A 24,615-nucleotide genomic window follows, 5' to 3' on the forward strand; every position below is an offset into this window, starting at 1 on the left:
TCATGATACTCAGCGATTTGTTGGACTATGAAACCCTGCGCATCATCTGGTGGGTACTGCTCGGTGTATTGCTGATTGCCTTTGCAGCGATGGACGGGTTCGATCTCGGCGTGGACATTCTCATGCCGGTGGTCGGCAAGACCGATGTGGAACGGCGCATCATCATCAACACGATCGGCCCGGTCTGGGAAGGCAATCAGGTCTGGTTGATTCTGGGCGGCGGCGCCATTTTCGCCGCCTGGCCACCGCTCTACGCGGTGTCCTTCTCGGGCTTCTATCTGGCGATGTTTGCCATCCTGTTCGCACTTATCCTGCGTCCGGTCGGCTTCAAGTATCGCTCCAAGCGGGACAGCGAAGCCTGGAGAAAGGGCTGGGACTGGGCGCTGTTCATCGGCGGTTTCGTGCCTGCCCTCATCTTCGGCGTTGCCGTCGGCAACGTCCTGCAGGGCATTCCCTTCCGGCTCGCCGACGACCTTCAGATATTCTACGAAGGTTCGTTCTTCGGCCTGCTCAATCCGTTCGCGCTGCTTTGCGGTGTGCTTTCAGTCACGATGCTCTCCATGCATGGCGCCTCGTGGCTGGTCCTGAAGACGACCGGGGAAGTTCAAGCGCGCGCGCGGTTCTATGGCAGCATCGCGTCGCTTCTGACCGTTGTCCTTTATGTTCTGGCCGGGGTGATCAGCTGGCTCTGGATTTCGGGCTACCGCATCACAAGCGCCGTCGTCACGGACGGCCCGTCCAATCCGCTGCGCAAGACGGTGGAACTGGATCACGGCGCATGGTTCGCCAATTATGCGAACTATCCAATCCTGCTAATCGCTCCGGCGCTCGGCATCCTTGGAGCGCTTGCGGTCTTCGTCGCGCTGCGCAGCCATCGTGAAGTCGCGCCGCTGCTGTTTGGAAAGCTGTCGATTTTCGGCATCATTTCATCGGTCGGCGTGTCGATGTTCCCGTTCATTCTGCCATCGTCGCTCGATCCGCGCGCCAGCCTGACGGTATGGGATTCGTCTTCCAGCCATATGACGCTGTTCATCATGCTGGTGGTGACGCTCATCTTCCTGCCGCTGATCGTGGTCTACACGTCCTGGGTCTACAAGGTTCTGTGGGGCAAGGTCGAAAAGGACATGATCGAAGACGACAGCAACCACGCCTATTAGAGCGGTTCCGGTTCAAACGGAGCCGCTGGAGCGCTCTATCTCTTTGTTTTACGCATTGTCCTACGCAAAACCGCTTCGCACTTTTGCTGGAAATGCTCTAATCGGAAAGGAAGCAAGATGTGGTATTTTTCCTGGTTACTGGGGCTTCCGCTTGCAGCAGCTTTCGCCGTGCTCAATGCCATGTGGTACGAGCTGATGGACGACCGGGCGCGCAGACGCCTGTCGGCGGATCCGACGGCGGATATGGCCCGCGAAGGCAAGAAACATCATTGAACGAACCAAAACGGCCCGGAAACGGGCCGTTTTCATTGATAAACTCATTCAAGGCTGCGGTATCGTCAGCTCCGCGACGAAATCATAGGCATCGCCGCGATAGAGCGATTTTGTAAATTCGACCACGCGGCCAGAGGGCAGATAGGAAATCCGCTCGATGGACAGGCCAGCGTCTCCCTCCTTGACGCCGAGAATGCGTGCATCCGGGTCCTTGATGTTGCAGGCGGCGATGCGCTGGACAGCACGAACGGGGCGAAACCCGTTACGGCTCAGTTCGGCATAGAGCGAACCCTTGACCGCATCCGGATCGGGCAGGATTTCACTCGAGAGGCTGGCCCGTTCGATGGCCAGCGGCAGATCGCTCGCCATGCGCAGGCGGCCAAGGCGGGCAACGCGGGTTTCCGAGGAAACGCCCAGTTTCATCATTTCCTCGGGCGAGGGATAGTAAAGACCGCGTTCCAGCCATTTGGATTGCGTTGTGATGCCGCGTCGCGCCATGTCTTCGGTGAACGAGGTCAGCATGGAAAGCGACTGCTGCACCCGCTCACTCGGACGCACGACGAAAGTGCCGGAACCGTGGCGGCGCACCAGAAGCCCGGCCTTGACCAGATCGTCCACGGCCTTGCGCACCGTGACGCGGCTGATATTGGCATATTCGGCGATGTCGCGTTCCGGCGGCAGGGCTTCGCCGTCAATCAGTTGTCCGGCGCGGATCGCGGCTTCCAGCGATTGGCGCAACTGCATGTAGAGCGGCCCTCCGGAAGAAGGGGCGGAACCTTGCAGGTTCTTGGGAAGGAAAGCGCCGAAATTTCCGCTCATTCGCGCGCCCTTCCATTTTGCGGCCCATATCGCTTGAGAGCGAGCTGAAGCGCGCCCGTCAATGCATCCGCCGCGGGGGCGACCAGAAGCGCCTGCTGGTGGGGAGGCAGCCATTCCACATAGAGTGGCGCCATGCCGCCAAGCAGGCTGATGCGTTCGGCACCCTGATTGATCAGCATGTCGAGCGTTTCGCTGATATAACCGGCGGAGCGCTCCAGCAGCATACGCGCGGTTTCATCGCCTTCACTGGCATATTGGAAAACACGCGGAGCATATTTGCCAAAGTCGCCGGGTTTCGCCGTCCAGGCGAACTCGACCAGATTGTCGGGGTTATTGTCGAACTCATCGAGGAGATCGGTCGTCAGGCGCGTGCGCCGATGAATGCCGTCATGCACAAGCAGGCTTTCCTGCAGCAGGCTTTGACCAAGCCGCGCGCCGCTGCCGAGGTCGCCCAAGGGAAACCCCCAGCCGCCGACCGAATGGATGCGGCCGTTCCGCCGCGTGATATAGGCCGTACCGGTTCCAAGAATGGCGACGATACCATCCTGGTCGCCAAGCGCGCCTTGGAGCGCAATCACGCCGTCGAATTCCACATCGGAGTGCGCAAAGGGCAGGCCGCGTTCTATCGGTACGCCCGCACCCTCGACATTGCCGCCGGCAAGGCCAAGAACCGCGTGGCTGGTTGCATAGTGCGCCCTGTCCAGCCCGGCATCGTCAAAAGCGTTGTCGACCGCCGCGATCACATTGATCAGCGCCGTCTGCGGATCGGTGACAATATTGGCAGAGCCGCTGCGCCCCGAACCCAGAATCGCACCATCGCTGCCCGCCACAACAGCACGGCATCCGGTGCCACCGCCATCAACGCCAATGAAGAATTCAGTCATGAAGATACCTCCGGCTTGAAGATACCAAAAAAATACCATTAACCAAGCAGATTTGTCGGCTTGTGAAAATTTTGATTAATTTATTGAAACAATTAAGGAAAAAAAGCCGCTCTGAATTTTTCTGCGCGAAAGCTGTAAACTTCTCTGGACAATTGGTACGTTTTTGGCATTAATTTCAGCAGAAGGGGAGCGCAGTGCCGCTGAGGGCGTGGGTCACGCGGATTTGGGATGGAGACAACCGGCGGGGGCCCGGTACAATCCCGTAACGCGAGGAGCGATCGTACCGAAGCGGTCTGGCGTGCTTTCGCCTCTTTTGCGCATCCGCGCTCAAAAAACGGGAGAAGGTCAAATGGTTCGTAATACGTTCAAACTCATGCTGCTGGGTTCCACGCTTCTGGCGTCGGGATCGGCTGCGCTGGCCGAAGACGTTACGCTGACGGTTGAAAGCTGGCGTAACGACGATCTGCAGATATGGCAGGAAAAGATCATTCCGGCTTTCGAAGCCAAGAATCCTGGCATCAAGATCAATTTCGCACCAAGCGCGCCAACCGAATTCAACGCGGCCCTCAATGCCAAGCTCGACGCCGGTTCGGGCGGCGACCTCATTTCCTGCCGTCCTTTCGACACTTCGCTTGAGCTCTTCAACAAGGGCAAGCTCGCCGATCTCACCGATCTGGAAGGCATGAAGAACTTCTCCGACGTCGCCAAGTCCGCCTGGACCACCGACGACGGTTCCAAGACCTTCTGCGTGCCGATGGCTTCGGTCATTCACGGCTTCATCTACAATCAGGAAGCCTTCGACAAGCTGGGTCTTAAGGTTCCGGCAACGGAAGCCGAATTCTTCGACGTTCTCGAAAAGATCAAGGCAGACGGCAACTACATCCCGATGGCCATGGGCACGAAGGACATGTGGGAAGCCGCAACCATGGGCTACCAGAACATCGGCCCGACCTACTGGAAGGGCGAAGAGGGCCGCAAGGCACTGATCGCCGGCACGCAGAGGCTGACCGATCCGCAATGGGTCGAGCCGTTCAAGGTTCTTGCCAAGTGGAAGGACTATCTGGGCGACGGTTTCGAAGCGCAGACCTATCCGGACAGCCAGAACCTGTTCACCCTCGGTCGTGCGGCCATCTATCCGGCTGGCTCGTGGGAAATCGGCCTGTTCAATACGCAGGCGCAGTTCAAGATGGGCGCGTTCCCGCCGCCGGTCAAGAATGCAGGCGACACCTGCTACATCTCCGACCACAACGACATCGGCCTCGGCCTCAACGCTTCGAGCAAGCACGCAGAACAGGCAAAGGTGTTCCTGAACTGGGTTGCTTCGCCTGAATTCGCTGAAATCTACGCCAACGCGCTGCCGGGCTTCTTCAGCCTGAACTCGACCGCGGTGAAGATGAGCGATCCGCTGGCGCAGGAATTTGTTTCCTGGCGCGAAAAGTGCAAGCCGACCATTCGTTCGACCTACCAGATTCTGTCGCGCGGCACGCCGAACCTCGAAAATGAAACCTGGGTTCAGTCGGCCAACGTCATCAACGGCACCGTAACGCCGGAAGACGCTGCGAAGAAGTTGCAGGAAGGCCTCGACAGCTGGTTCAAGCCTGCGAAATAAAAACGCGGGGCTTTATGGGCGGCGATCGCGGGGGCGCGCCGCCCATATCTTTTCGTCTGGCGCATCGACATGCCGTTTTGCATTCGGTGCATTCCGTGTCAGTTTAAAATGACGCGAGCGTGCGGGGAGGGGAAAGCCCGGCTTTCTCCGGTTGCACGCTTTTTCGTGAGAAAGAACGCCAGCCATCGGTTTTATGCATTTCCGAAGCAAGCGGTGCATCCTCTGCTGGAAATGCTCTTGAAGAGCGAATGCCTATATGAGCCAATCTGCCGACATGACAGGTATCGTGCACAAGCGCCCGAGGCGCTGGCATATACTTGTGTTTCTTCTGCCCTGCGTCCTGATCTACACGGCAGTGATGGTCCTGCCCCTGATCGAGACCTTGCGGCAGGCATTCTTCAATGTCGTCGACGGACAGCGCACTTTCGTGGGGTTCGCGAATTTCCAGGCACTTTTCGGCGATCCGAACTGGTCGCGTGATTTCTGGAATGCCTTGAAAAACAACTTCATATTCTTCTGCATTCACATGCTCGTTCAAAACCCGATCGGCATTCTGCTGGCGGCCATGCTGTCGCTGCCGAAGCTGCGTTTCGCCGCCTTCTACCGCACGGCGATCTTTCTTCCGACGCTGCTGTCCTTCGTTATCGTCGGCTTCATCTGGAAACTGATCCTGTCGCCGATCTGGGGCGTGGCTCCATGGATGATGGATCTCGTCGGGCTTAAATGGCTGTTCGGCCCGTGGCTCGGCAAGGCCGATACGGCTCTCGTCACAGTGTCTCTCGTCTCCGTCTGGCAGTTCGTCGGTATTCCAATGATGCTGATCTACGCGGCGCTGCTCAATATTCCCGATGAAATCATCGAGGCGGCTGAATGCGACGGCATTACCGGCTGGAGCCAGTTCTTCAAGATCAAGCTGCCGCTGATCCTGCCATCCATCGGCCTGATCTCCGTGATGACCTTCGTTGCCAACTTCAATGCGTTCGATCTCATCTATTCGATGCAGGGCGCGCTGGCAGGACCGGACAAGTCGACCGATATTCTGGGCACGTTCCTTTACCGCACTTTCTTCGGCTTCCAGCTGCAGCTTGGCAATCCCTCGATGGGCGCGACCATCGCCGCCGTGATGTTCCTCATCATTCTGGCAGGCGTGTCGCTCTACCTGTTCGGCATCCAGCGCCGCATGCGCCGCTATCAGTTCTGAGGACGAGACCATGTCGAAAGCACGCACATCGCCCCTTCGCACCACGCTCGTCCATGCGGCCCTGATCTTCTACATGCTGATCGCCGTGTTTCCGGTGGCCCTGACGCTGATCAATTCCTTCAAGGACCGCAATGCAATCTTCCGCACGCCGTTGCAGTTTCCGACACCGGAAAGTTTCAGTCTCATCGGTTATGAGACGGTTCTGAAGCAGGGTTCGTTTCTGACCTACTTCCAGAACAGCGCCATCGTTACCGTGGTCAGCATTTTCTTCGTGATCCTGTTCGGAGCAATGGCAGCCTTCGCGCTCGCCGAATACCGCTTCAAGGGCAATACGCTGATGGGCCTCTATCTCGCCATTGGCATCATGATCCCGATCCGGCTCGGCACGGTGGCCCTGCTGCAGGGCATGGTGGCGGTTGGTCTGGTCAATACGCTGACGGCGCTTATCCTCGTCTATACCGCGCAGGGCCTGCCGCTGGCGATCTTCATCCTGTCGGAATTCATGCGAACCGTGTCCGATGATTTGAAGAATGCCGGACGAATAGACGGCATGTCGGAATATGCCATCTTCTTCAAGCTGGTGCTGCCGCTGATCCGGCCTGCCATGGCGACCGTCGCCGTCTTCACCATGATCCCGATCTGGAATGACCTCTGGTTCCCGCTGATCCTCGCGCCAAGCGAAGCCACCAAGACGGTAACGCTCGGTTCGCAGCTCTTCATCGGTCAGTTCGTCACCAACTGGAACGCTGTTCTTTCGGCCCTTTCACTGGCGATGTTCCCGATCCTCATCCTCTATGTTCTCTTCTCGCGGCAGCTGATCCGCGGCATTACCGCGGGAGCTGTAAAATGAGTTCTGCAATGCAAAATCCTGTTCGTGTTCTTTCCGCCGGTCTCGGCAATATGGGCCGCAGTCATGCGCTCGCCTATCATCGCAATCCCGGTTTTGAGATTGTCGGTCTCGTCAATCGCACCAAGGTTGCGGTTCCGGACGAGCTGGCGGGCTATGAAATTCATCCTTCCTTCCTGGAAGCATTAAAGGAACTGAAGCCCGATCTCGCCTGCGTCGCCACCTATTCGGAAAGCCATGCGGATTATGCCGTCGCCGCGATGGAGCAGGGTGCGCATGTGTTCGTGGAAAAGCCGCTTGCAACGACGGTCGAAGATGCGCGCCGCGTGATCGACTGCGCGCGGGCCAACGGACGCAAGCTCGTCATCGGCTATATCCTGCGCCATCATCCGTCATGGATGCGGCTCATCTCCGAGGCGCGCCAGCTGGGCGGGCCTTACGTCTTCCGCATGAACCTCAACCAGCAGTCCAGCGGCGCGACCTGGGAAACCCACAAGAACCTGATGAACACCACGTCGCCCATCGTCGACTGCGGTGTGCATTATGTGGACGTCATGTGCCAGATCACCGACGCCAAGCCCGTGGAAGTGCGCGGCATGGGCCTGCGCCTTTCCGACGAGATCAAGCCGGACATGTATAATTACGGCCATCTACAGGTGCTGTTCGATGACGGTACGGTGGGCTGGTACGAGGCAGGCTGGGGTCCGATGATGTCGGAGACCGCCTTCTTCGTGAAGGACGTCATCTCGCCCAATGGCTGCGTCTCGATCGTCATGAACGAGGCCGTGACGAAATCCGACGATGTGGACGCGCATACCAAGACCTCGACCATCCGCGTTCACCGCGCCGAGCGTGGAGCCGATGGCAAGTTCCTGAAGCCGGATACGGACCTCTCCATGGCCGATGAACCGGGGCATCAGGAATTGTGTGAACGCGAGCAGGCCTACATGCTGAAGGCCATTCGCGAGGATATCGATCTCAACCGCCATATGGATGACGCGCTGCAATCGCTGCGCATCTGCCTTGCTGCGGATGAAAGTGTGCGCACCGGCAAGCCGGTCAAATTGTAAGGGAATTTGATACGTGGGATCGCTGCTACTCAAATCGGTACACAAGCGCTACGGTGCGCAGGAAGTCCTGAAAGACATTAATCTGGAAGTGCAGGACGGGGAATTCATCATCTTCGTCGGGCCGTCCGGTTGCGGGAAGTCAACGCTACTGCGTTCCATCGCGGGGCTGGAAGACGTTTCCTCCGGGCAGGTAGTCATCAATGGCGAGGACGTAACCGTGACGCCGCCCTCCAAGCGCGGCATTGCGATGGTGTTCCAGTCCTATGCGCTTTATCCGCACCTGTCGGTCAAGGACAATATGGGACTTGGCCTCAAGCAGGCAGGCACGCCGAAAGCCGAAATCGAAACGCGCGTTTCGAAGGCTTCCGCCATGTTGTCGCTCGACCCGTATCTGCAACGGCGACCGGCGGAAATGTCGGGCGGCCAGCGCCAGCGTGTCGCCATCGGCCGCGCACTGGTGCGCGAACCGGAACTGTTCTTGTTCGACGAACCGCTGTCGAACCTCGATGCGGCACTTCGCGTCCAGACCCGGCTTGAGATCGCCAAGCTGCACCGCGAGCTGAAGGCGACGATGATCTATGTCACGCACGATCAGGTCGAGGCCATGACGCTGGCGGACCGCATCGTCGTTCTCAATGCCGGTCGCATCGAGCAGGTGGGCTCGCCGATGGAGCTCTATAACAAGCCCGATAATCTCTTTGTCGCGGGCTTTATCGGTTCGCCGCAGATGAATTTCGTTGACGGCACCCGCATCGGCGACGAAGGGGCGAAGACGGTCGGTATCCGGCCCGAGCATATTTCCGTCAGCCGCGACAGCGGCAGATGGAAAGGCAAGGTCATCCATGCCGAACATCTTGGCGCCGACACGATCCTTTACGTCGAAACAGAAGCAGCGGGTCTGATCACAGTGCGGCTCTTCGGCGAGCATCACTACAATGAAGACGACGTGATCTTCATCACGCCCGATGACGGCAAGGTGCATCGGTTCGATGCGACCGGCAAGGCGATCCGCTAGAGCCAAATGTCGTAGTGTCTATTGAAGCCGTACCCTCGCGGGTGCGGCTTTTCTTTTGGAGAATCGGCGCCGCCCGGTGGCTGCAAATCGTGCCGGGCACATATGGACAAAACGCCTCAGACGGTTTCATGAGTGATGGCAACACGACCCGCACGAGCCGGAATAGTACCAATGGGTACTGACGTTATCGTCAATCAAAAGCAATAATGTTGCGATATTTGGATGCTAAACATTCGAGTTGAAATCCCTTTTAAATCGCGGAACTAAGCTTGTTTCGTCCGATGGACGTCGCCCCCGGTCGGGGTAGGAGCGAACCCGTTTCACGAAAGAGTGCCAAGGGGCACGAAAAATAATCTTGCTTTATTTTTGAACCCGTTCCACCCTGAATGCGGATGGTGCCGAAGGAGGAAATCGGCGCCATGTCGCATGGGAGGAGCAAGATCGGCGGCGTGATATTCACGCGCCGAAAGCGGGTCGGGGGCTCCGGAACCAGTCTTAGATTTTCCCGTTCGACATTCCGTAAATTTGCGAGGCCAATGGCCAGGCCAGTTTCGAGGGTTCCCCGCATGAGCGATGATGTCGTACTATCCCTGCATGTTCCCGAGCCGGAATGGCGGCCAGGTGACGCGCCGGATTTTTCCCATGTCAAAATCCCGCGCGCGGGCAGCGTCCGCAGGCCAGAGATCGATGAAAAACCGGAAGCGATGCGCGATCTGGCTTTCAGCATCATCCGCGTTCTCAATCGTGATGGCGAGGCGGTTGGCCCATGGGCGGGAACGCTTACCGACGACGAACTGAAAGAGGGCCTTCGCCACATGATGATCCTGCGCGCCTATGATGCGCGCATGATGATGGCGCAGCGCCAGGGCAAGACATCATTCTATATGCAGCATCTGGGCGAGGAGGCGGTAAGCTGCGCTTTCCGTAAAGCGCTGCGCAAGGGCGACATGAATTTCCCGACCTATCGTCAGGCCGGACTGCTCATTGCTGACGATTACCCGCTCGTCACCATGATGAACCAGATTTTCTCCAATGAGCACGATCCGCTGAAAGGCCGTCAGCTTCCGGTGATGTATTCCTCGAAGGAGCACGGCTTCTTCACCATCTCCGGCAATCTTGCAACGCAATATACGCAGGCCGTCGGCTGGGCCATGGCGTCCGCCATCAGCCACGATACGAAGATCGCCGCCGCATGGATCGGCGATGGCTCGACAGCCGAAAGCGACTTCCACGCGGCACTGGTCTTTGCTTCGACCTACAAGGCCCCGGTGGTGATGAATATCGTCAACAACCAGTGGGCCATTTCCACCTTCCAGGGCATTGCGCGCGGCGGATCCGGCACTTTCGCCGCACGCGGCCACGGTTTCGGCATTCCGGCGCTTCGTGTTGATGGCAACGACTATCTGGCCGTCCATGCGGTTGCAAAATGGGCGGTGGAACGCGCTCGGCGCAATCTCGGGCCAACCATCATCGAATATGTGACCTATCGCGCTGGCGGGCATTCCACCTCGGATGATCCGTCCGCCTATCGTCCCAAGGCCGAAAGCGATGCATGGCCACTTGGCGACCCGATCCTGCGACTGAAAAACCATCTTATCAAGCGCGGTGTCTGGTCGGACGAGCGTCACAAGCAGGCGGAAGCCGAGGTGATGGATCTGGTGGTGGCCGCACAGCGCGAGGCGGAAGCCATTGGCACGCTGCATGACGGGCGCAAGCCATCCATGCGCGACATGTTCGAGGATGTCTATGCTGAAACGCCGCCGCATCTTATCCGCCAGCGCCAGGAAGCGGGGTTTTAATCCATGAGCAAGATGACCATGATCGAGGCGATCCAGAACGCCCACGACATTGCCATGGAACGCGACAAGAATGTCGTCGTGTTCGGTGAGGATGTGGGTTATTTCGGCGGTGTTTTCCGCTGTACGGCTGGCCTCCAGAAGAAATACGGCAAGGAACGCTGCTTCGATGCGCCGATCAGCGAGCTTGGCATCGTGGGCACTGCCATCGGCATGGCGGCTTACGGCCTTCGCCCGTGCATTGAAGTGCAGTTTGCGGACTATGTTTACCCGGCCTATGACCAGATCGTTTCGGAAGCGGCGCGCCTGCGCTATCGCTCGGCGGGCGAATTCACCTGTCCTATCGTGATCCGCATGCCTTCCGGAGGCGGCATCTATGGCGGGCAGACGCACAGCCAGAGCCCGGAGGCGCTGTTCACGCACGTGTCGGGCCTGAAAACCGTCATGCCATCCACCCCTGCCGATGCGAAGGGACTGCTGCTGGCGGCGATCGAAGACCCGGATCCGGTTATCATGTTCGAGCCGAAGCGCCTTTATAACGGGCCTTTCGACGGGCATCATGATCGCCCGGTGACCTCGTGGAAAAAGCATGATCTCGGCGATGTGCCGGAAGGCTATTACACCGTGCCGCTTGGCAAGGCCGCTATTCGCCGCGAAGGCAGTGACGTGACAGTGCTTGCCTATGGCACGATGGTTCATGTGGCGCTTGCTGCCGCCGGGGAAACCGGCGTCGATGCGGAAGTGATCGATCTTCGCACGCTTTTGCCGCTCGACACCGACACCATCATGGCTTCGGTGAAGAAGACCGGGCGCTGCGTGATCGTGCACGAGGCGACGCTGACCTGCGGCTATGGCGCGGAGCTTGCGGCTCTCGTGCAGCGTGATTGCTTCTACCATCTGGAAGCGCCGATCATCCGCGTCACAGGATGGGATACGCCTTATCCGCATGCGCAGGAGTGGGCCTATTTCCCCGGTCCGGACCGGGTGGGCCGCGCGCTTACATCGATCATGGAAGCTTGAGGGGGCGAAGCAAATGGCACATTTTACGATCAAGCTCCCCGATGTAGGTGAAGGCGTTGCCGAGGCCGAACTCGTCGAATGGCATGTGAAGGTCGGCGATGTCGTGCGCGAGGATGATCTTCTTGCCGCCGTCATGACCGACAAGGCAACGGTGGAAATTCCCTCGTCGCGCGCTGGCAAGGTTATCGCCATCAATGGCGAGGTAGGCGAGAAGATCGCGGTCGGGTCCGAACTGGTCCGTCTGGAGATCGAGGGCGGCTCGCCGGAGGAAAAGGCTGAGGAAAAGCCGGTTCCGGCGGCAGCGCAAGCGGCCAAACCCCAACCGGCGCCAGCGCCTGAAACACCTGTTCTGTTGCAGACGCCGGTTCCTCCGAAACCCGCTGCACCCAAGCGTGAAGCCGCAGGCAGCGCCTTCTCCGGCGCGGGGCCGGTTCGCCAGGAAGGTGAAAAGCCGCTTGCCACGCCTTCTGTCCGTCTGCGGGCTCGCGACGGGGGCGTCGATCTGCGCCGGGTTCGCGGCACCGGACCGGCAGGACGCATCACGCATGACGATCTCGATCTCTATTTCCAGCAGGAAATCGGCGCGGCTCCCGTTCTATCCGGCTACGCGACCGACACCTCGGTCAACGAGATCAAGGTCATCGGCCTTCGCCGCAAGATTGCCGAACGCATGGCGGAAGCGAAACGCCACATTCCGCATATTACTATCGTCGAAGAGGTCGATGTCACGCAGTTGGAAGAACTGCGCAATGGTCTCAATAATGAGAAGAAGGAAGGTCGTCCACGCCTGACGCTGTTGCCGTTCATCATCCGGGCAATGGTGAAAGCCGTGAAGGAACAGCCCGGCCTCAACGCGCATTTCGATGACGAAGCGGACATCATCCGCCAGTTCGGCGGCGTGCATGTCGGCATTGCCACACAGACGCCGAACGGCCTGATCGTGCCGGTGGTGCGCCACGCGGAAAGCATGAGCGTATTTGCGGCGGCTTCGGAATTGTCGCGCGTGACCGATGCCGCCCGCAACGGCACCGCCAAGCGGGAGGAACTGACCGGTTCCACCATCACCATCACGTCGCTTGGGGCTCTCGGCGCAATCGCCACGACGCCGATCATCAATCGTCCGGAAGTCGCGATTGTGGGCATCAACAAGATGGCCGTGCGTCCGATGTGGGACGGGGTGCAGTTCGTGCCGCGCAAGATGATGAACCTGTCATGCAGTTTCGACCACCGCGTGATCGACGGCTGGGATGCGGCGGTCTTCGTGCAGAAGCTGAAAAGCCTTCTGGAAGCGCCTGCGATGATTTTTGTAGAAGGCTGATCGAATGAGCGAGATTTCCTGCAAACTCCTGATCATCGGCGGCGGCCCCGGCGGCTATGTCTGCGGCATCCGGGCGGGCCAGCTTGGCATCGATACGGTGCTGGTGGAGAAGACGCGTCTTGGCGGCACCTGCCTCAATGTGGGCTGCATCCCGTCCAAGGCGCTGATCCATGCGGCCGACGAATTTCACCGGCTTTCCGTCTTTGCATCCCAGGGCGCGCTCGGTATTTCCGCCGAGAACCCGGCCATCGATTTCGCCAGAACGCTCGAATGGAAAGACGGCATCGTCAACCGTCTCAACAGCGGCGTTGCCGGTCTCCTGAAACGCTCGCGTGTACGCATGTTCCATGGACAGGCGCGTTTTCTCGACGGAAAGACCGTTCTCGTTGAAACCGATACGGGTCGCCAGACGATCCACGCCGAAAACATCGTGATCGCGACCGGCTCGGTTCCGGTTGAAATTCAGGCGCTGCCTTTCGGCGGAAAGGTCATTTCATCCACCGAAGCGCTGTCGCTGGAAAAGATACCTGAAAAGCTCGCCATTGTCGGCGGCGGCTATATCGGGCTTGAGATCGGCACTGCCTTTGCCAAGCTTGGTGCGAAGGTCACCGTGGTCGAGGCGACCGACCGCATCTTGCCGCAATATGATGCGGAACTCACGCGGCCCATCATGGCGCGCCTGAAGGCGCTCGGCGTCGAAGTCCTGACCGGCACTTCCGCCAAGGGACTTTCACAGGATGAGGCCGGGCTGGAAGTCCTGACCGCCGATGGAACCACGAAAACCATCGAGGCAGACAGGATACTTGTTACGGTAGGCCGCAAGCCGCAGACCGATGGCTGGGGCTTGAGCGAAATCCGGCTGGATATGGATGGGCGTTTCATCCGGATTGACGAGCGCTGCCGCACCTCCATGCGCGGCGTCTACGCCATCGGCGACGTGACCGGCGAGCCGATGCTTGCGCATCGCGCCATGGCGCAGGGCGAGATGGTGGCGGAGATCATTGCCGGCGGCAATCAGGTATGGGACAAGCGCTACATCCCTGCCGTCTGCTTCACCGATCCCGAAATCGTCACTGTCGGCCTGTTGCCGGATGAAGCCCGCAAGGCTGGCCATGAAATTCAGGTCGGCGTCTTCCCGTTCCAGGCCAATGGCCGGGCCATGACCGTCGAGCGTGAAGACGGCATGATCCGTGTCGTCGCACGTGCGGATAACCACCTGATCCTTGGTATTCAGGCCGTCGGGGTCGGCATATCCGAGCTTTCATCTTCCTTCGCGCAAGCCGTGGAGATGGGCGCAAGGCTGGAAGACATCGCAGCAACGATCCACGCGCATCCGACATTGAGCGAGGGTTTTGTCGAAGCCAGCATGAAGGCGCTCGGTCACGCCTTACATGTTTGATGATTTACGCTCGTGCCGCCAGAGAAAAATGGCGGCACCGGCAACCATGGCGGCAAGCGCGAACCAGGTGATTGCATAGGAAAGATGGCTGTTGCGGAATTTCACGACCGTCAGACCGCCGATGGGCAGCGCTCCGGCAGCGGAATTTGCATCGGCATCGATGAAATAGGGCGCGACCTGACCCAGATTGAGCTTCTGCGCAAAGGCTGCGACATCGCGCGAGTTCCAGTCGTTACGCGCCGGATCATTCGGACGGAGGAAAAACCCGTCCGGTTCCGGCATGCGCAGTAGTCCGGTTACGGTCGTTTCCCCGGCAATCTGCGTTTCGTGGCGCGAAGACGGATCGCGCCTGTCGCTCGGAACAAAGCCGCGATTGATGAAAGTCAGCGCACCGTCGGGCGAGCGCATCGGGGTCAGAACCCAATAGCCCGCGCCGCGTTCGGTCAGCGCATGAACCAGTACTTCCTTGTCATTCAGATAGGTTCCGGTCAGCTTGACGCGGCGGTACTCGTCATCCTTCTGGTTGACATTGGCCCAGTCGTCCCGTCCGGGTGCGGCGACCGGCTCGGCATGGACCCGCGCATCGACCCGTTCGATAAGATCGACCTTCCATTGCAGGCGCTCTACCTGCCAGATGCCAAGACCCATGAATAGAACGAAGAAAACCGCGCCCAGCACCGAAAACAGGCCGATGAAGAAACGCGAGGAAGACTTCTGGACGGGTTTTTCATTCTTGGGGGAGGGCATCATCCTGTCCTTCAATCACGGCAGCTACAAAGCCTGATAGAGAAAGTGGCCTTCTATAGCAAAAATGCAATGGCGAGAAAGGGCAGAACCACAAAAGAACGTGATCGCTGAACTTGTCATCCGCGAGCCGGATTTCCCATAGTGGCGGAAGAGAGAATCGCACCATTTCTGGAAGTGGCTGAATATGACGGATTGCATCGTTGTGGGTGCCGGTTTGGTGGGTGTCGGCACAGCGCTCGCCTTGCAGGAAAGCGGCTGGTCGGTGCTTCTTGTGGACCGAAGCGGTCCGGGAACCGAAACGAGCTATGGCAATGCTGGAATAATCCAGACAGAGGCCGTCAGCCCCTATGCCTTGCCACGCGCCCCTCTGGAACTGCTGAGGGCGGCGTTCGGCGCCAATAATCAGGTCGCATGGCGGCTTCGCGACATGCCACGCCAGGTCGGCCCGTTGTGGCGCTACTGGCATAATTCGGAAGCGGGACGTCACCGCACGGCATCGCAGTTCTATGCACGCATGATCCGGCGCGCTGCCGATGATCATGCGCCGCTGATCGAAGCGGCGGGCGCTGAAAACCTTATCAGGCGGACGGGACTGCGCGAACTGCATCGGTCTGCCCGATCGTTCGAGCTTTCCGCACGTGACGCGGAGCTGAAAAAGCAAGAATTCGGCGTCGCCAGCGTCATCGAGGACGGCAAGGCAGTCAGCGCTGCCGAACCATCCTTGAAGGCAAATCTGGCCGGAGCGATTCACTGGACCGATCCCTGGTCATGTTCCGATCCCGGTGCGCTCGTCCAGTCCTATGCCAACCTGTTCGTCAAGCGCGGCGGCACTTTCGTGCACGGTGATGCGCGAAGCTTGCGGCAGGATGGTTCCGGCTGGCAGGTTGATACGGCGGACGGTCCGCATGCGGGACGCCACGTCGTGCTCGCCCTCGGCCCGTGGAGCCCGGAAATCCTTCGCACTTTCGGCTATAAAATTCCGCTGGTTATCAAACGGGGATACCATCAGCATTTCTCCGGTACGGGACCAAAGGTGCCTGTTCTCGATGTGAGCAATTCGACCGTTGCAACACCCATGCGCGCCGGGTTGCGCATCCTGACCGGGGCTGAGCTGACGCCTCTCGGCAGCGTGGCGCGACACGAGCAGCTGAACAGGTCTATCAAGGCCATAAGCGAGCTTTTCGATATAGGCGCACCCGTGGAGCATACGCCCTGGTTCGGCAGCCGACCCTGCATGCCGCGAATGCTGCCAGTCGTTGGAGAAGCCCCGCGACACAAGGGATTATGGCTGAATTTCGGGCACGGGCATCAGGGGTTCACGCTTGGGCCGACAACAGGGCGGATTCTGGCGGACCGTATGACCGGGGAACCAGAGGACGCGAAGCTCTACGGCGCGCTCGCTCTTCCGCACTGAACAGCCTGGCCAAAAAATTACAGCGCCTGCCGCATTCGTGACGAATGCGTGGCGCTGGGAAAAATCTCAGTATATCGCTTGGTTATCAGGCAAGTTTATGGATTTTACGTCTGCGGTGTGAATAGCCGCCCTTCGACAGGCGCAATACGTTGCAGACCTGTGTCTTGTCTTCGGAAGGCTTTGGCATCTGTTCATGAATGCGCCGCAGAATCTGCTGCGTAACTGTGCGTTCCTTATCGCTCGCTGCTGGACCGATAATAATGCTTTTCATCGATCATTCTCCCTATATTCTGGGCACGAGACGGCTTCCGAGGCTGCCTCGACCGATTATCAAGAATGTACGAATGAACTAAGTATTAACCAATTTTTATGTCTTGACAAGCGCATCGGCGCAACACTCTGCAACCCATTGCAAAGCATGAAGAAAAGCCGAATCGCGGGCGCGATCCGGCTTCATTCTGTCATGGCTCTCTGGTCAGTCGCGGTTGCCGGTCAGGATCTCGCGCTTTCCAACATGGTTGGCCGGGCCGACCAGTCCGTCCTTTTCCATCCGCTCGACGAGGGAGGCGGCACGATTATAGCCGATACCGAGGCGGCGCTGGATATAGGAGGTGGAGCACTTCTTGTCGCGCATCACCACCTTGACGGCCTGCTCATACACGTCGTCGCCATCTTCCGAGCCCATCGCGGTTGCGTCGAACACAGCCGCTTCCTGCGTTGCGTCTTCTTCTTCCTCGTCTTCCGTGACAGTCGCCAGATAATCCGGGCGTCCCTGTTCCTTCAGGTGATTGACCACCTTTTCCACTTCCTCGTCGGAAACGAACGGACCATGGACACGGACGATGCGTCCGCCGCCTGCCATGTGCAGCATGTCGCCCTGACCGAGAAGCTGCTCGGCACCCATTTCACCAAGGATAGTGCGGCTGTCGATCTTCGAGGTGACCTGGAAGGAGATGCGGGTGGGGAAGTTGGCCTTGATCGTACCGGTAATAACGTCGACCGAGGGGCGCTGCGTTGCCATGATGAGGTGGATGCCAGCGGCGCGAGCCATCTGGGCAAGACGCTGGACTGCGCCTTCGATATCCTTGCCTGCAACCATCATCAGGTCGGCCATCTCGTCGATGATGACCACGATGTAAGGCATTGGCGTCAGGTCGAGTTCTTCCTGAATATAGGTAGCTTCACCCGTTTCCTTGTCGAAGCCGGACTGGACCGTGCACATCACGGTTTCGCCCTTGCCCTTGGCGGACGCAGCGCGGGCATTGAAGCCCTCGATGTTGCGCACGCCTAGGCGGGCCATCTTGCGATAGCGTTCTTCCATCTCGCGCACGGCCCATTTCAGGGCAACCACGGCCTTTTTCGGGTCGGTGACAACCGGCGTCAGCAGGTGCGGAATGCCGTCATAGATGGACAGTTCCAGCATCTTCGGATCGACCATGATCAGGCGGCATTCTTCCGGCTTGAAGCGGTAGAGCAGCGACAGGATCATCGTGTTGATGGCAACCGACTTGCCTGAACCGGTGGTGCCAGCCACCAGAAGGTGGGGCATCTTTGCCAGTTCCGCGATGATAGGCTCGCCGCCGATCCCCTTGCCGAGGCAAAGCGGCAGGCGATAGTTCGATGCCTCGAAGGTGCGGCTGTCGATCATTTCGCGCAAGTAGACGGTTTCACGGTTGGCGTTCGGCAGTTCGATACCGATGACATTGCGGCCCGGAACGACCGCAACGCGGGCGGAAAGCGCCGACATGGAGCGGGCTATATCGTCCGCCAGACCGATGACACGCGAGGATTTGACACCGGGCGCCGGTTCAAACTCATAGAGCGTGACGACCGGGCCGGGGCGGACATGGATGATCTCACCGCGCACGCCGAAATCTTCCAGCACGCTTTCGAGAAGCCCGGCGCTGCGTTCCAGCATTTCCTGCGTGATGACATTTCCGTCCTGTTCGGGCGGCATCTGCAACAGGTCGCGCGGCGGGAACTCATAAGCGCCGTGCATGACAGGCGCTTCCGCACGGGGGAGGGGCTGCGGCTGGTAAAGCGCGATCGAAGGCGCGGCTTTTGCAACCGGCGCAGGCGCTTCAACCACCGGCTCGGCAACTTCCACGTCCTCGACGACATGTTCTTCTGCTTCCGGAACGGTCAGCACGATTTCATCTTCGGTGGCTTCACCGGCGACTTCCGGCGCAATCTCCGGCTCGGCTGCGACAGGCTGTGGCGCAGGCGCTTCCACTTCTTTCACAGCAACGGGCTGCGGTGCAGCCACTTCGACCGGAACAGGGGCAACCGGCGTCTCCGCGACTGGCTCGACAGGGGCGGCGACAACCGGTTCAGGTTGCTTGTTCCATTCGCGAATGCGGAACTGCGCCAGAATGGATTCGACCGTTGGCAAAGGCTTGCGCGGTTCCGCCGGAACAGCCGAAACGAGAGGCTCCGCAGGCACCAGCGCAGTATCGACGCCGCAGCCTTCCCAGAAGGCAAAGTCGGAAAGATAGGTGAATGCCGACGGCTGCTCGGAAGTTGCAGGCTCGGTTACAACAGCGACAACTTCCGGGACGGCTTCTACAGGCGGCGTGACGACAGCAACAGGGACCGCAGGCATTGCAGGCGGAACGGGCGCCACCGGCGAACGAACCATGCCCTGCGATACGGTTTTCTGGAGTTCCGCAACAGCCATGGGCTGCTCTTCGGCAACCTTTTCAACGCTGATCACTGGCGCCGCGTCGGCTGCATGCGCCTGCGTCCGCTCATTGATGCTCGGCAGTTCTTCGCCCCGGCGACGCATAAGCTCGACTTCCGGCGTGCGGGTAAAGCGAACATTCTCACCGAGCGAGAAATGAATTTTCCAGGCATCATCGCTGGCAGGATTGTGGGTTCCCGTCTGGCCGCGAGGCTGCTTCGGGTCCTGAGCGTTCTCTGCACGATTTCCTGTCGATGGGGGGAAATTTTCTCTCAAATTACGCATGATACCTGAACCATAGATACTGTCGCCTGAATGAGCCCAAGTAATAAAAAATGAAGGTTAACAACCCCCTTCCGAAACAGCGCAGACGACAGAAATTTCTTGCAGCCAAATCGTGCCGCTGGAAGGCGGTTCGCAACGCATATCACCATCGGTTGCAACACAAAACAAAATAATAACAGATTGATAAAGAGGTTTCTTATATTGATTTATACGAAGTCGAACAATTACAGGTAGCGACGGCGGCCTGTTAATTTTGCCATTCCGCGCATTGCCGGAGGTAAATGCCGCTGACGCGGGCAGACTCACCCGTCAGTCCCGTGCCAGTGCGATGACGGGGTCGAGTCTTGAAGCGTTTCGGGCCGGAATGAAGCCGAAACCGATGCCGATCAGGCTGGAGCAGACAAGCGCAACCACGATGGATGCCGGCGAATAGATCAACTGGAACATCGAGTTGAACTGCGCGAACAGCAGGCCGAAACCGACGGCGATGAGCACGCCCAGAACCCCGCCGATCAGGCAGACCAGAATCGCCTCGATCAGGAATTGCTGCAGGATGTCGCTCTGGCGTGCGCCGATCGCCATGCGGACGCCGATCTCGTTGATTCTTTCCGACACGGCGACGAGCATGATGTTCATCACTCCGATGCCGCCAACGAAAAGCGATATGCCGGCGATGCTCGATACGAGAAGGGCAAGCGTCGCAGTGGTGGCCTGAATTGTCTTTTGCAGGCTGTCGGTGTTGAAGATCGAGAAATCCTTTTCGCCATGCCGCTTGGTCAGGAATGCCGTTATCAGCTTTTCCGCTTCAGACGGATCCATCGTGTCGGCGACGCGCACCAGGATCATCTGCAGGGAACGCGAGCCGGTCATGCGTGTCTGCACGGTGGTGTAAGGGACATAGACTTCGAGCCGCTGCGCGCCGCCCATGCCGCGTTCCTCGGCCTTGACCACGCCGACGATCCGTACCGGCACCTTGCTCAGAAGGATGGTCTTGCCGACGACCGAACCCGCTTCGTGAGGAAAGAGCGTCTTCCGGGCGGTTTCATCGACCACCGCCACCTGCGCCAGATCGTTGACGTTGCGCTGATCGAAAAAGCGGCCTTCGAGCAGCTTGCTGTTGCGGGTAACGAAATAATCTGCGCCGACGCCGCTCACGGAAACGCTGACTTCCTTGTCCTCGACGCGGATTGTCGAGCTGGTCGAACTGGACGGCGTTGCCGCCAGAACGTAGGGCAGCTTCGCGATTTCGGTCGCATCCGCCAGATTGAGCGTGGTGATAAGCGCGGCTTTCAGGTCGCCAAATCCCTTGCCGGGGCTGATATAGAGCGTATTGGTGCCCAGATCGCTGATCTGCTCGAGGATCTGCTTCTGCGACCCCTGTCCCAGTGCAACCACGCAGACAACCGATGCCGTGCCGATGATAATGCCGAGCATGGTCAGAAATGTGCGGAGACGGTGCGCGTTCATCGAGCGTAGCGCCATCGAAAACGCCTCGTTGAAGCGATCCCACATCCCGGCGAAAAGCCTTGGCCGGGCGGCAGCCTGTTCAACCGGCACGGACGTCGCAGGGCGTTCGGTTTCACCGTTTCTCGTATCGGAGATGATTTCGCCGTCGCGAATTTCGATGATGCGCTGCGCACGGGCGGCGACCTGCCGGTCATGCGTCACGATGACGATGGTGCGCCCTTCACGGTTGAGCTCCTGAAGGATGCCGAGAACTTCTTCACCACTATGGCTGTCGAGCGCGCCGGTCGGTTCGTCGGCAAGGATGACCTCCGCATCGTTGATGAGCGCGCGGGCGATGGAAACGCGCTGCTGCTGTCCGCCGGAAAGCTGGCTCGGGCGATGGTGCGTGCGTTCGCCCATCCCGAGCCGTTGCAGGATCATGCGGGCTTTCTGACGCCGTTCTTCCTTTTTCTGGCCTGCATATATGGCGGGAATTTCGACATTGCCCACCGCATCCAGCTCGCCCAGCAGATGATAGCGCTGGAAGATGAAGCCGAAATGCTCGCGCCGCAACTGCGCCAGCTCATCGGCTTCAAGTTCCGATGTGGCGCGGCCGGAAATCAGATACTCGCCTTCAGATGGCCGGTCCAGGCAGCCGAGAATGTTCATTAGCGTCGATTTGCCCGAACCGGACGCACCGATGATCGCCACCATCTCGCCCCGCTCGATGGTCAGGTTCACATGGTTCAGAACCGTCGTGAAGTCGTCGCCCGAGGGGTAATGCCGGGAGACGCCCTTGAGCGAGAGCAGCGGCGCATCAGCCATGTCAGCTACCAGCCGGGGCGGGGGCCGCGACCTGATTGTCGGTCACGACCTTGTCCCCTTCGTTCAGGCCCGAACGAATTTCTATATTCACCTTGTCGGTAATGCCGGTTTCGACGGTCCGTTCTTCGATCTTGCCAGCGCCGGTCACGACGCGCACCTTGGCCTTGCCGGGTTCGTCCGTGTCTTGCAGAGCGGTTACGGGCGCGATCAAGGCGTCTTTTGCCCGTGCGAGCACGATATGAACCTCGGTGGTCATATAGGTCCTGAGCAGCCCATCCGGATTGGGAACCGTGAAAATGCCCTTGTAATAAATGGCGGAAGCGGTGGCAGTGCTGGAGGACGAACTTACTGCCGTAGTCGTGAAGCTCTTGTCGCTGACGATGGAATCCGGTGCGGGTTCGATCTTTTCCAGCTCGGCATCGTAACGCTTCGAATTTTGTCCCGATATGGTGAAATAAAGCGGCATCCCCTCGCGAACCTGCGTCACGTCCGCTTCCGAAATATCCGCCTCCACCCTCATGGTGTCGAGCTGGCCCAGAATGGCGATTGTCGGCGCGCTCTGCTGCGCGTTGACGGTCTGGCCTTCCTGAACCACGGTCGCGAGGATCGTTCCATCGATGGGCGCGGTTATGCGGGTATAGGCGAGATTGGTCTCGGCGATCTGCACCTCGACCTTCGCGGCAGCGATTGCCGCTTCGCTGTTCTCGACCTGCGCTTCCTTCACCTTCACGGTGCTGACCGCCTTGTCGTAATCGGCGCGCGCTACGGCATTTTTGCCGATCATCATCTGGTTGCGCGCCAGATCCTGCCGGGCCATTTCCAGATCGGCAAGATTCTGGGCGCGGGTGGCTTCGTTCTGGCGAAGTGACGCCTGGGCCTTGTTCAGTTCGTTCTGCTGGTTGGTCGAGTCGATCAGGGCGACGACCTCTCCGGCCTTTATCTGCTGGCCCGGTTTCACTTTCAGGGAAAGAATGCGGCCCGTCGCCTGAGCGCCGATTGCGACCAGATTTTTGGGCCGCAGCGTGCCAGTGGCAAGAACCGAGCTTTCAATCTCGCCGCGCCTGATCTCTGTCGTGGCGGGCAGAGGCTCTTCCTTGGTCAGCGCACGAACGACGAAATAGCCGACGATCAGCAACGCGATGAGGACCGCCAGCCACAGGCGCCAGCGAAAACGGCGTTTCGACTTGGGTTTCATAGTGGTCTCTTATCGGTTGTCAGCGGAGGAATCCGTGTCGTTTTGACGATGCGGGGGCCTGTATAGCCGTCAACGACTTCCGGCTTCGCAACGTCGATGATGCCGTTCCAACCGCCGCCAAGCGCTTTCTGCAAGGCAACATAGTTCAGCACAAGTTCGGTCCGCGCTTGACTGAGCTCGGTTTCCGCGCCGAGAAGATCGCGTTGCGCCGTCAACACGTCCACGAAGCTCTTGGTGCCCGCCCTGTACTGCTCCAGCGTCAACTCGTTGATCTTCCGGCTGTTGCTCACGATTTTCTGCAGTTGTCCGACGCGCAGACGGTTCTGGTTGAGCGACACGCTGGCATTTTCGACTTCGCTCAGCGCCGTCAGGATGACCTTGCGATAGGCGATGAAGGACTGGTCGCGCGCAGCGCGCGCGGCATCCACATCCGCGCTCAATCTCCCGCCCTGGAAGATCGGGACGGTCAGGCTTGGGCCGAAGTTCCAGCTGATCGTCGACAGCTTTCCTAGATCGCCGAAATTGGCGCCGCCCGTATTGATGCCCCCCGTGAGGGAAACACTCGGATAGAGCAGGGCCTGCTTCTGGCCGACACTGGCATTGGAACTTGCATAATCGCGTTCGGCTGCACGGACATCGGGGCGGCTCAGCAACAGATCGGCCGGAAGTCCGGCTGATATCTTGCCCGGAATTGGCGGGACCGGACGCGGCTTGTCCAGAACACTGGCCAGCGAAGATGAAGACCGCCCGGTCAGGACGGACAGTTGGTTCAGATACTGGGCATAGTTGATCCGCAGTCCCGGCACCTGGGATTCTGTCCTGCTGGCCTGCGTTTCCGCATTCAGAAGATCGACCTGAGAAATCTGGCCAGCTTCAAGCTGGCTGCGGGTCAGTGCAACGGTCTGTCGCTGGGAAGCGGCATTGCGTTGCGCAATGGCAATATCGGCCTGCGCACCGCGCAACCGGGCATAATTGGTGGCGATATCGCCGATCAGCGTGACGAGCGCCGCCCGCAATTGTTCATTTGCGGATTCGACATTGTAATAGGCAGCTTCCACGCCGCGCTTGTTGCCGCCGAAAAGATCGAGTTCCCACGTGGTGTTGAAGCCCATGCTCGACTGATTGGTGGCGAATGTCGCCGGGGAGTCAGATCGCTTGTAGCTCCCGTCGCCATCAAGCTTCGGATAAAGCGCGCCGCCCGCCGAAGTGTAATTGGCGCGAGCCTGCCGCACCTTTGCCTTCGCAGTCGCGACATCGGGGCTGCCTGCAATACCGTCCGCTATCAGCTGATCCAGAACCGGGTCCTTCAGCTTTTTCCACCAGTCGCCCAGTTGCGGGGTACGGCTGTCAGCCCTGCTGTTCCAACCGGCAGGCGTCACCACATTCGGCGTCTGATAATCGGGACCAACAGTGACGCACGCCGCCAGCATTGGCAGGATGCTTCCTAATACAGTCAGGCGAACAAGCGATATCGTCAATAAATGGGTCCTGAAATTCCGGTGCTGTCCTCGGACGGTATTCACCCACCGAAAACAAGACGCCCTTATATCTGCAACGGCAGCACCCAGGCACCCCAAGCTCGTGGGAGTATACCTTGGGGCACGTCGAGTCGCGT

Annotated in this window: 20 protein-coding genes; 12 read left to right on the top strand and 8 right to left on the bottom strand. The window is 59.2% G+C overall.

What is annotated here, in order from left to right:
* The first annotated feature begins 2 nt into the window (after positions 1 to 2).
* Complete coding sequence (cydB, locus tag ABWW28_RS08785) at positions 3 to 1,157, top strand: cytochrome d ubiquinol oxidase subunit II (protein ID WP_176587816.1); 1,155 nt, start codon at positions 3 to 5, stop codon at positions 1,155 to 1,157.
* A 117-nt stretch (positions 1,158 to 1,274) separates the two neighbouring features.
* Complete coding sequence (gene cydX, locus ABWW28_RS08790) at positions 1,275 to 1,430, top strand: cytochrome bd-I oxidase subunit CydX (protein WP_006468808.1); 156 nt, start codon at positions 1,275 to 1,277, stop codon at positions 1,428 to 1,430.
* A 48-nt stretch (positions 1,431 to 1,478) separates the two neighbouring features.
* On the opposite strand, the gene ABWW28_RS08795 is transcribed toward cydX, so the two are convergent.
* Both ABWW28_RS08795 and ABWW28_RS08800 read right to left on the bottom strand, forming a co-directional pair.
* Complete coding sequence (locus tag ABWW28_RS08795) at positions 1,479 to 2,249, bottom strand: GntR family transcriptional regulator (RefSeq protein WP_121994640.1); 771 nt, start codon at positions 2,247 to 2,249, stop codon at positions 1,479 to 1,481.
* The gene (locus tag ABWW28_RS08800; protein WP_176587815.1) at positions 2,246 to 3,133 is read right to left on the bottom strand and encodes a glucosamine kinase nucleotide-binding domain-containing protein; all 888 of its coding nucleotides are present in this window, start codon (positions 3,131 to 3,133) and stop codon (positions 2,246 to 2,248) included. Before ABWW28_RS08800 ends, ABWW28_RS08795 begins: the two co-directional genes overlap by 4 nt.
* A gap of 349 nt (positions 3,134 to 3,482) precedes the next feature.
* Here ABWW28_RS08800 and ABWW28_RS08805 point away from each other — a divergent pair, with 349 nt between their 5' ends.
* From ABWW28_RS08805 to lpdA, 9 genes are all read left to right on the top strand, one after another.
* Positions 3,483 to 4,742 carry an ABC transporter substrate-binding protein gene (locus tag ABWW28_RS08805; protein ID WP_021586068.1) on the top strand — a complete coding sequence of 420 codons (1,260 nt, stop codon included), beginning with the start codon at positions 3,483 to 3,485 and terminating at the stop codon, positions 4,740 to 4,742.
* A gap of 256 nt (positions 4,743 to 4,998) precedes the next feature.
* On the top strand, positions 4,999 to 5,943 hold the full coding sequence (locus ABWW28_RS08810) for a carbohydrate ABC transporter permease (protein WP_006468812.1): 945 nt from the start codon (positions 4,999 to 5,001) through the stop codon (positions 5,941 to 5,943).
* Positions 5,944 to 5,953: 10 nt separating this feature from the next.
* Positions 5,954 to 6,793 carry a carbohydrate ABC transporter permease gene (locus ABWW28_RS08815; protein ID WP_021586067.1) on the top strand — a complete coding sequence of 280 codons (840 nt, stop codon included), beginning with the start codon at positions 5,954 to 5,956 and terminating at the stop codon, positions 6,791 to 6,793.
* Positions 6,790 to 7,860, top strand: coding sequence for a Gfo/Idh/MocA family protein (locus tag ABWW28_RS08820; RefSeq protein ID WP_006468814.1), 1,071 nt, complete (start codon positions 6,790 to 6,792; stop codon positions 7,858 to 7,860). The genes ABWW28_RS08815 and ABWW28_RS08820 overlap by 4 nt, the downstream gene beginning before the upstream one ends.
* 13 nt (positions 7,861 to 7,873) lie before the next feature.
* The gene (locus ABWW28_RS08825; RefSeq protein ID WP_176587814.1) at positions 7,874 to 8,875 is read left to right on the top strand and encodes an ATP-binding cassette domain-containing protein; all 1,002 of its coding nucleotides are present in this window, start codon (positions 7,874 to 7,876) and stop codon (positions 8,873 to 8,875) included.
* 566 nt (positions 8,876 to 9,441) lie between these two features.
* Complete coding sequence (locus ABWW28_RS08830) at positions 9,442 to 10,674, top strand: 3-methyl-2-oxobutanoate dehydrogenase (2-methylpropanoyl-transferring) subunit alpha (RefSeq protein WP_021586064.1); 1,233 nt, start codon at positions 9,442 to 9,444, stop codon at positions 10,672 to 10,674.
* 3 nt (positions 10,675 to 10,677) lie between these two features.
* On the top strand, positions 10,678 to 11,691 hold the full coding sequence (locus ABWW28_RS08835; protein ID WP_176587813.1) for an alpha-ketoacid dehydrogenase subunit beta: 1,014 nt from the start codon (positions 10,678 to 10,680) through the stop codon (positions 11,689 to 11,691).
* A gap of 13 nt (positions 11,692 to 11,704) precedes the next feature.
* Positions 11,705 to 13,009: a dihydrolipoamide acetyltransferase family protein gene (locus ABWW28_RS08840; RefSeq protein WP_176587812.1), complete on the top strand. Its 1,305-nt coding sequence runs from the start codon at positions 11,705 to 11,707 to the stop codon at positions 13,007 to 13,009.
* Positions 13,010 to 13,013: 4 nt separating this feature from the next.
* On the top strand, positions 13,014 to 14,408 hold the full coding sequence (gene lpdA / locus ABWW28_RS08845; RefSeq protein ID WP_176587811.1) for a dihydrolipoyl dehydrogenase: 1,395 nt from the start codon (positions 13,014 to 13,016) through the stop codon (positions 14,406 to 14,408).
* On the opposite strand, the gene ABWW28_RS08850 is transcribed toward lpdA, so the two are convergent.
* Positions 14,397 to 15,155: an SURF1 family protein gene (locus ABWW28_RS08850; RefSeq protein WP_176588025.1), complete on the bottom strand. Its 759-nt coding sequence runs from the start codon at positions 15,153 to 15,155 to the stop codon at positions 14,397 to 14,399. The two genes, lpdA and ABWW28_RS08850, sit on opposite strands and share 12 nt — an antisense overlap.
* Positions 15,156 to 15,339: 184 nt before the next feature.
* Between ABWW28_RS08850 and ABWW28_RS08855 the strand changes: the two genes are divergently transcribed.
* Positions 15,340 to 16,569 carry an NAD(P)/FAD-dependent oxidoreductase gene (locus tag ABWW28_RS08855; RefSeq protein WP_176587810.1) on the top strand — a complete coding sequence of 410 codons (1,230 nt, stop codon included), beginning with the start codon at positions 15,340 to 15,342 and terminating at the stop codon, positions 16,567 to 16,569.
* 85 nt (positions 16,570 to 16,654) lie between these two features.
* Here ABWW28_RS08855 and ABWW28_RS08860 read toward each other — a convergent pair whose 3' ends face one another.
* The 5 genes from ABWW28_RS08860 to ABWW28_RS08880 form a co-directional block, all read right to left on the bottom strand.
* Positions 16,655 to 16,840 carry a hypothetical protein gene (locus ABWW28_RS08860; RefSeq protein WP_006468822.1) on the bottom strand — a complete coding sequence of 62 codons (186 nt, stop codon included), beginning with the start codon at positions 16,838 to 16,840 and terminating at the stop codon, positions 16,655 to 16,657.
* A gap of 204 nt (positions 16,841 to 17,044) precedes the next feature.
* The gene (locus tag ABWW28_RS08865) at positions 17,045 to 19,354 is read right to left on the bottom strand and encodes a DNA translocase FtsK (RefSeq protein ID WP_376780768.1); all 2,310 of its coding nucleotides are present in this window, start codon (positions 19,352 to 19,354) and stop codon (positions 17,045 to 17,047) included.
* Positions 19,355 to 19,843: 489 nt separating this feature from the next.
* Positions 19,844 to 21,805 (bottom strand): MacB family efflux pump subunit, encoded by a 1,962-nt coding sequence (locus tag ABWW28_RS08870; RefSeq protein WP_176587808.1) that lies wholly within the window; start codon positions 21,803 to 21,805, stop codon positions 19,844 to 19,846.
* 1 nt (position 21,806) lies between these two features.
* A complete protein-coding gene (locus ABWW28_RS08875; RefSeq protein WP_176587807.1) occupies positions 21,807 to 23,000 on the bottom strand; it encodes an efflux RND transporter periplasmic adaptor subunit in 1,194 nt (397 codons plus the stop codon).
* Complete coding sequence (locus tag ABWW28_RS08880; protein ID WP_313012794.1) at positions 22,997 to 24,478, bottom strand: efflux transporter outer membrane subunit; 1,482 nt, start codon at positions 24,476 to 24,478, stop codon at positions 22,997 to 22,999. The genes ABWW28_RS08875 and ABWW28_RS08880 overlap by 4 nt, the downstream gene beginning before the upstream one ends.
* Positions 24,479 to 24,615 lie beyond the last annotated feature (137 nt).

This window comes from Brucella sp. NBRC 14130, from assembly GCF_040371715.1.
GTDB classification, from domain to species: domain Bacteria; phylum Pseudomonadota; class Alphaproteobacteria; order Rhizobiales; family Rhizobiaceae; genus Brucella; species Brucella intermedia.

Bases quoted from the DNA above. Each gene is read 5' to 3' on its own strand.
- cydB (WP_176587816.1), top strand. From the start codon at position 3: ATGATACTCAGCGATTTGTTGGACTATGAAACCCTGCGCATCATCTGG.
- cydX (WP_006468808.1), top strand. From the start codon at position 1,275: ATGTGGTATTTTTCCTGGTTACTGGGGCTTCCGCTTGCAGCAGCTTTC.
- ABWW28_RS08795 (WP_121994640.1), bottom strand. From the start codon at position 2,249: ATGAGCGGAAATTTCGGCGCTTTCCTTCCCAAGAACCTGCAAGGTTCC.
- ABWW28_RS08800 (WP_176587815.1), bottom strand. From the start codon at position 3,133: ATGACTGAATTCTTCATTGGCGTTGATGGCGGTGGCACCGGATGCCGT.
- ABWW28_RS08805 (WP_021586068.1), top strand. From the start codon at position 3,483: ATGGTTCGTAATACGTTCAAACTCATGCTGCTGGGTTCCACGCTTCTG.
- ABWW28_RS08810 (WP_006468812.1), top strand. From the start codon at position 4,999: ATGAGCCAATCTGCCGACATGACAGGTATCGTGCACAAGCGCCCGAGG.
- ABWW28_RS08815 (WP_021586067.1), top strand. From the start codon at position 5,954: ATGTCGAAAGCACGCACATCGCCCCTTCGCACCACGCTCGTCCATGCG.
- ABWW28_RS08820 (WP_006468814.1), top strand. From the start codon at position 6,790: ATGAGTTCTGCAATGCAAAATCCTGTTCGTGTTCTTTCCGCCGGTCTC.
- ABWW28_RS08830 (WP_021586064.1), top strand. From the start codon at position 9,442: ATGAGCGATGATGTCGTACTATCCCTGCATGTTCCCGAGCCGGAATGG.
- ABWW28_RS08835 (WP_176587813.1), top strand. From the start codon at position 10,678: ATGAGCAAGATGACCATGATCGAGGCGATCCAGAACGCCCACGACATT.
- ABWW28_RS08840 (WP_176587812.1), top strand. From the start codon at position 11,705: ATGGCACATTTTACGATCAAGCTCCCCGATGTAGGTGAAGGCGTTGCC.
- lpdA (WP_176587811.1), top strand. From the start codon at position 13,014: ATGAGCGAGATTTCCTGCAAACTCCTGATCATCGGCGGCGGCCCCGGC.
- ABWW28_RS08850 (WP_176588025.1), bottom strand. From the start codon at position 15,155: ATGCCCTCCCCCAAGAATGAAAAACCCGTCCAGAAGTCTTCCTCGCGT.
- ABWW28_RS08855 (WP_176587810.1), top strand. From the start codon at position 15,340: ATGACGGATTGCATCGTTGTGGGTGCCGGTTTGGTGGGTGTCGGCACA.
- ABWW28_RS08860 (WP_006468822.1), bottom strand. From the start codon at position 16,840: ATGAAAAGCATTATTATCGGTCCAGCAGCGAGCGATAAGGAACGCACA.
- ABWW28_RS08865 (WP_376780768.1), bottom strand. From the start codon at position 19,354: ATGCGTCGCCGGGGCGAAGAACTGCCGAGCATCAATGAGCGGACGCAG.
- ABWW28_RS08870 (WP_176587808.1), bottom strand. From the start codon at position 21,805: ATGGCTGATGCGCCGCTGCTCTCGCTCAAGGGCGTCTCCCGGCATTAC.
- ABWW28_RS08875 (WP_176587807.1), bottom strand. From the start codon at position 23,000: ATGAAACCCAAGTCGAAACGCCGTTTTCGCTGGCGCCTGTGGCTGGCG.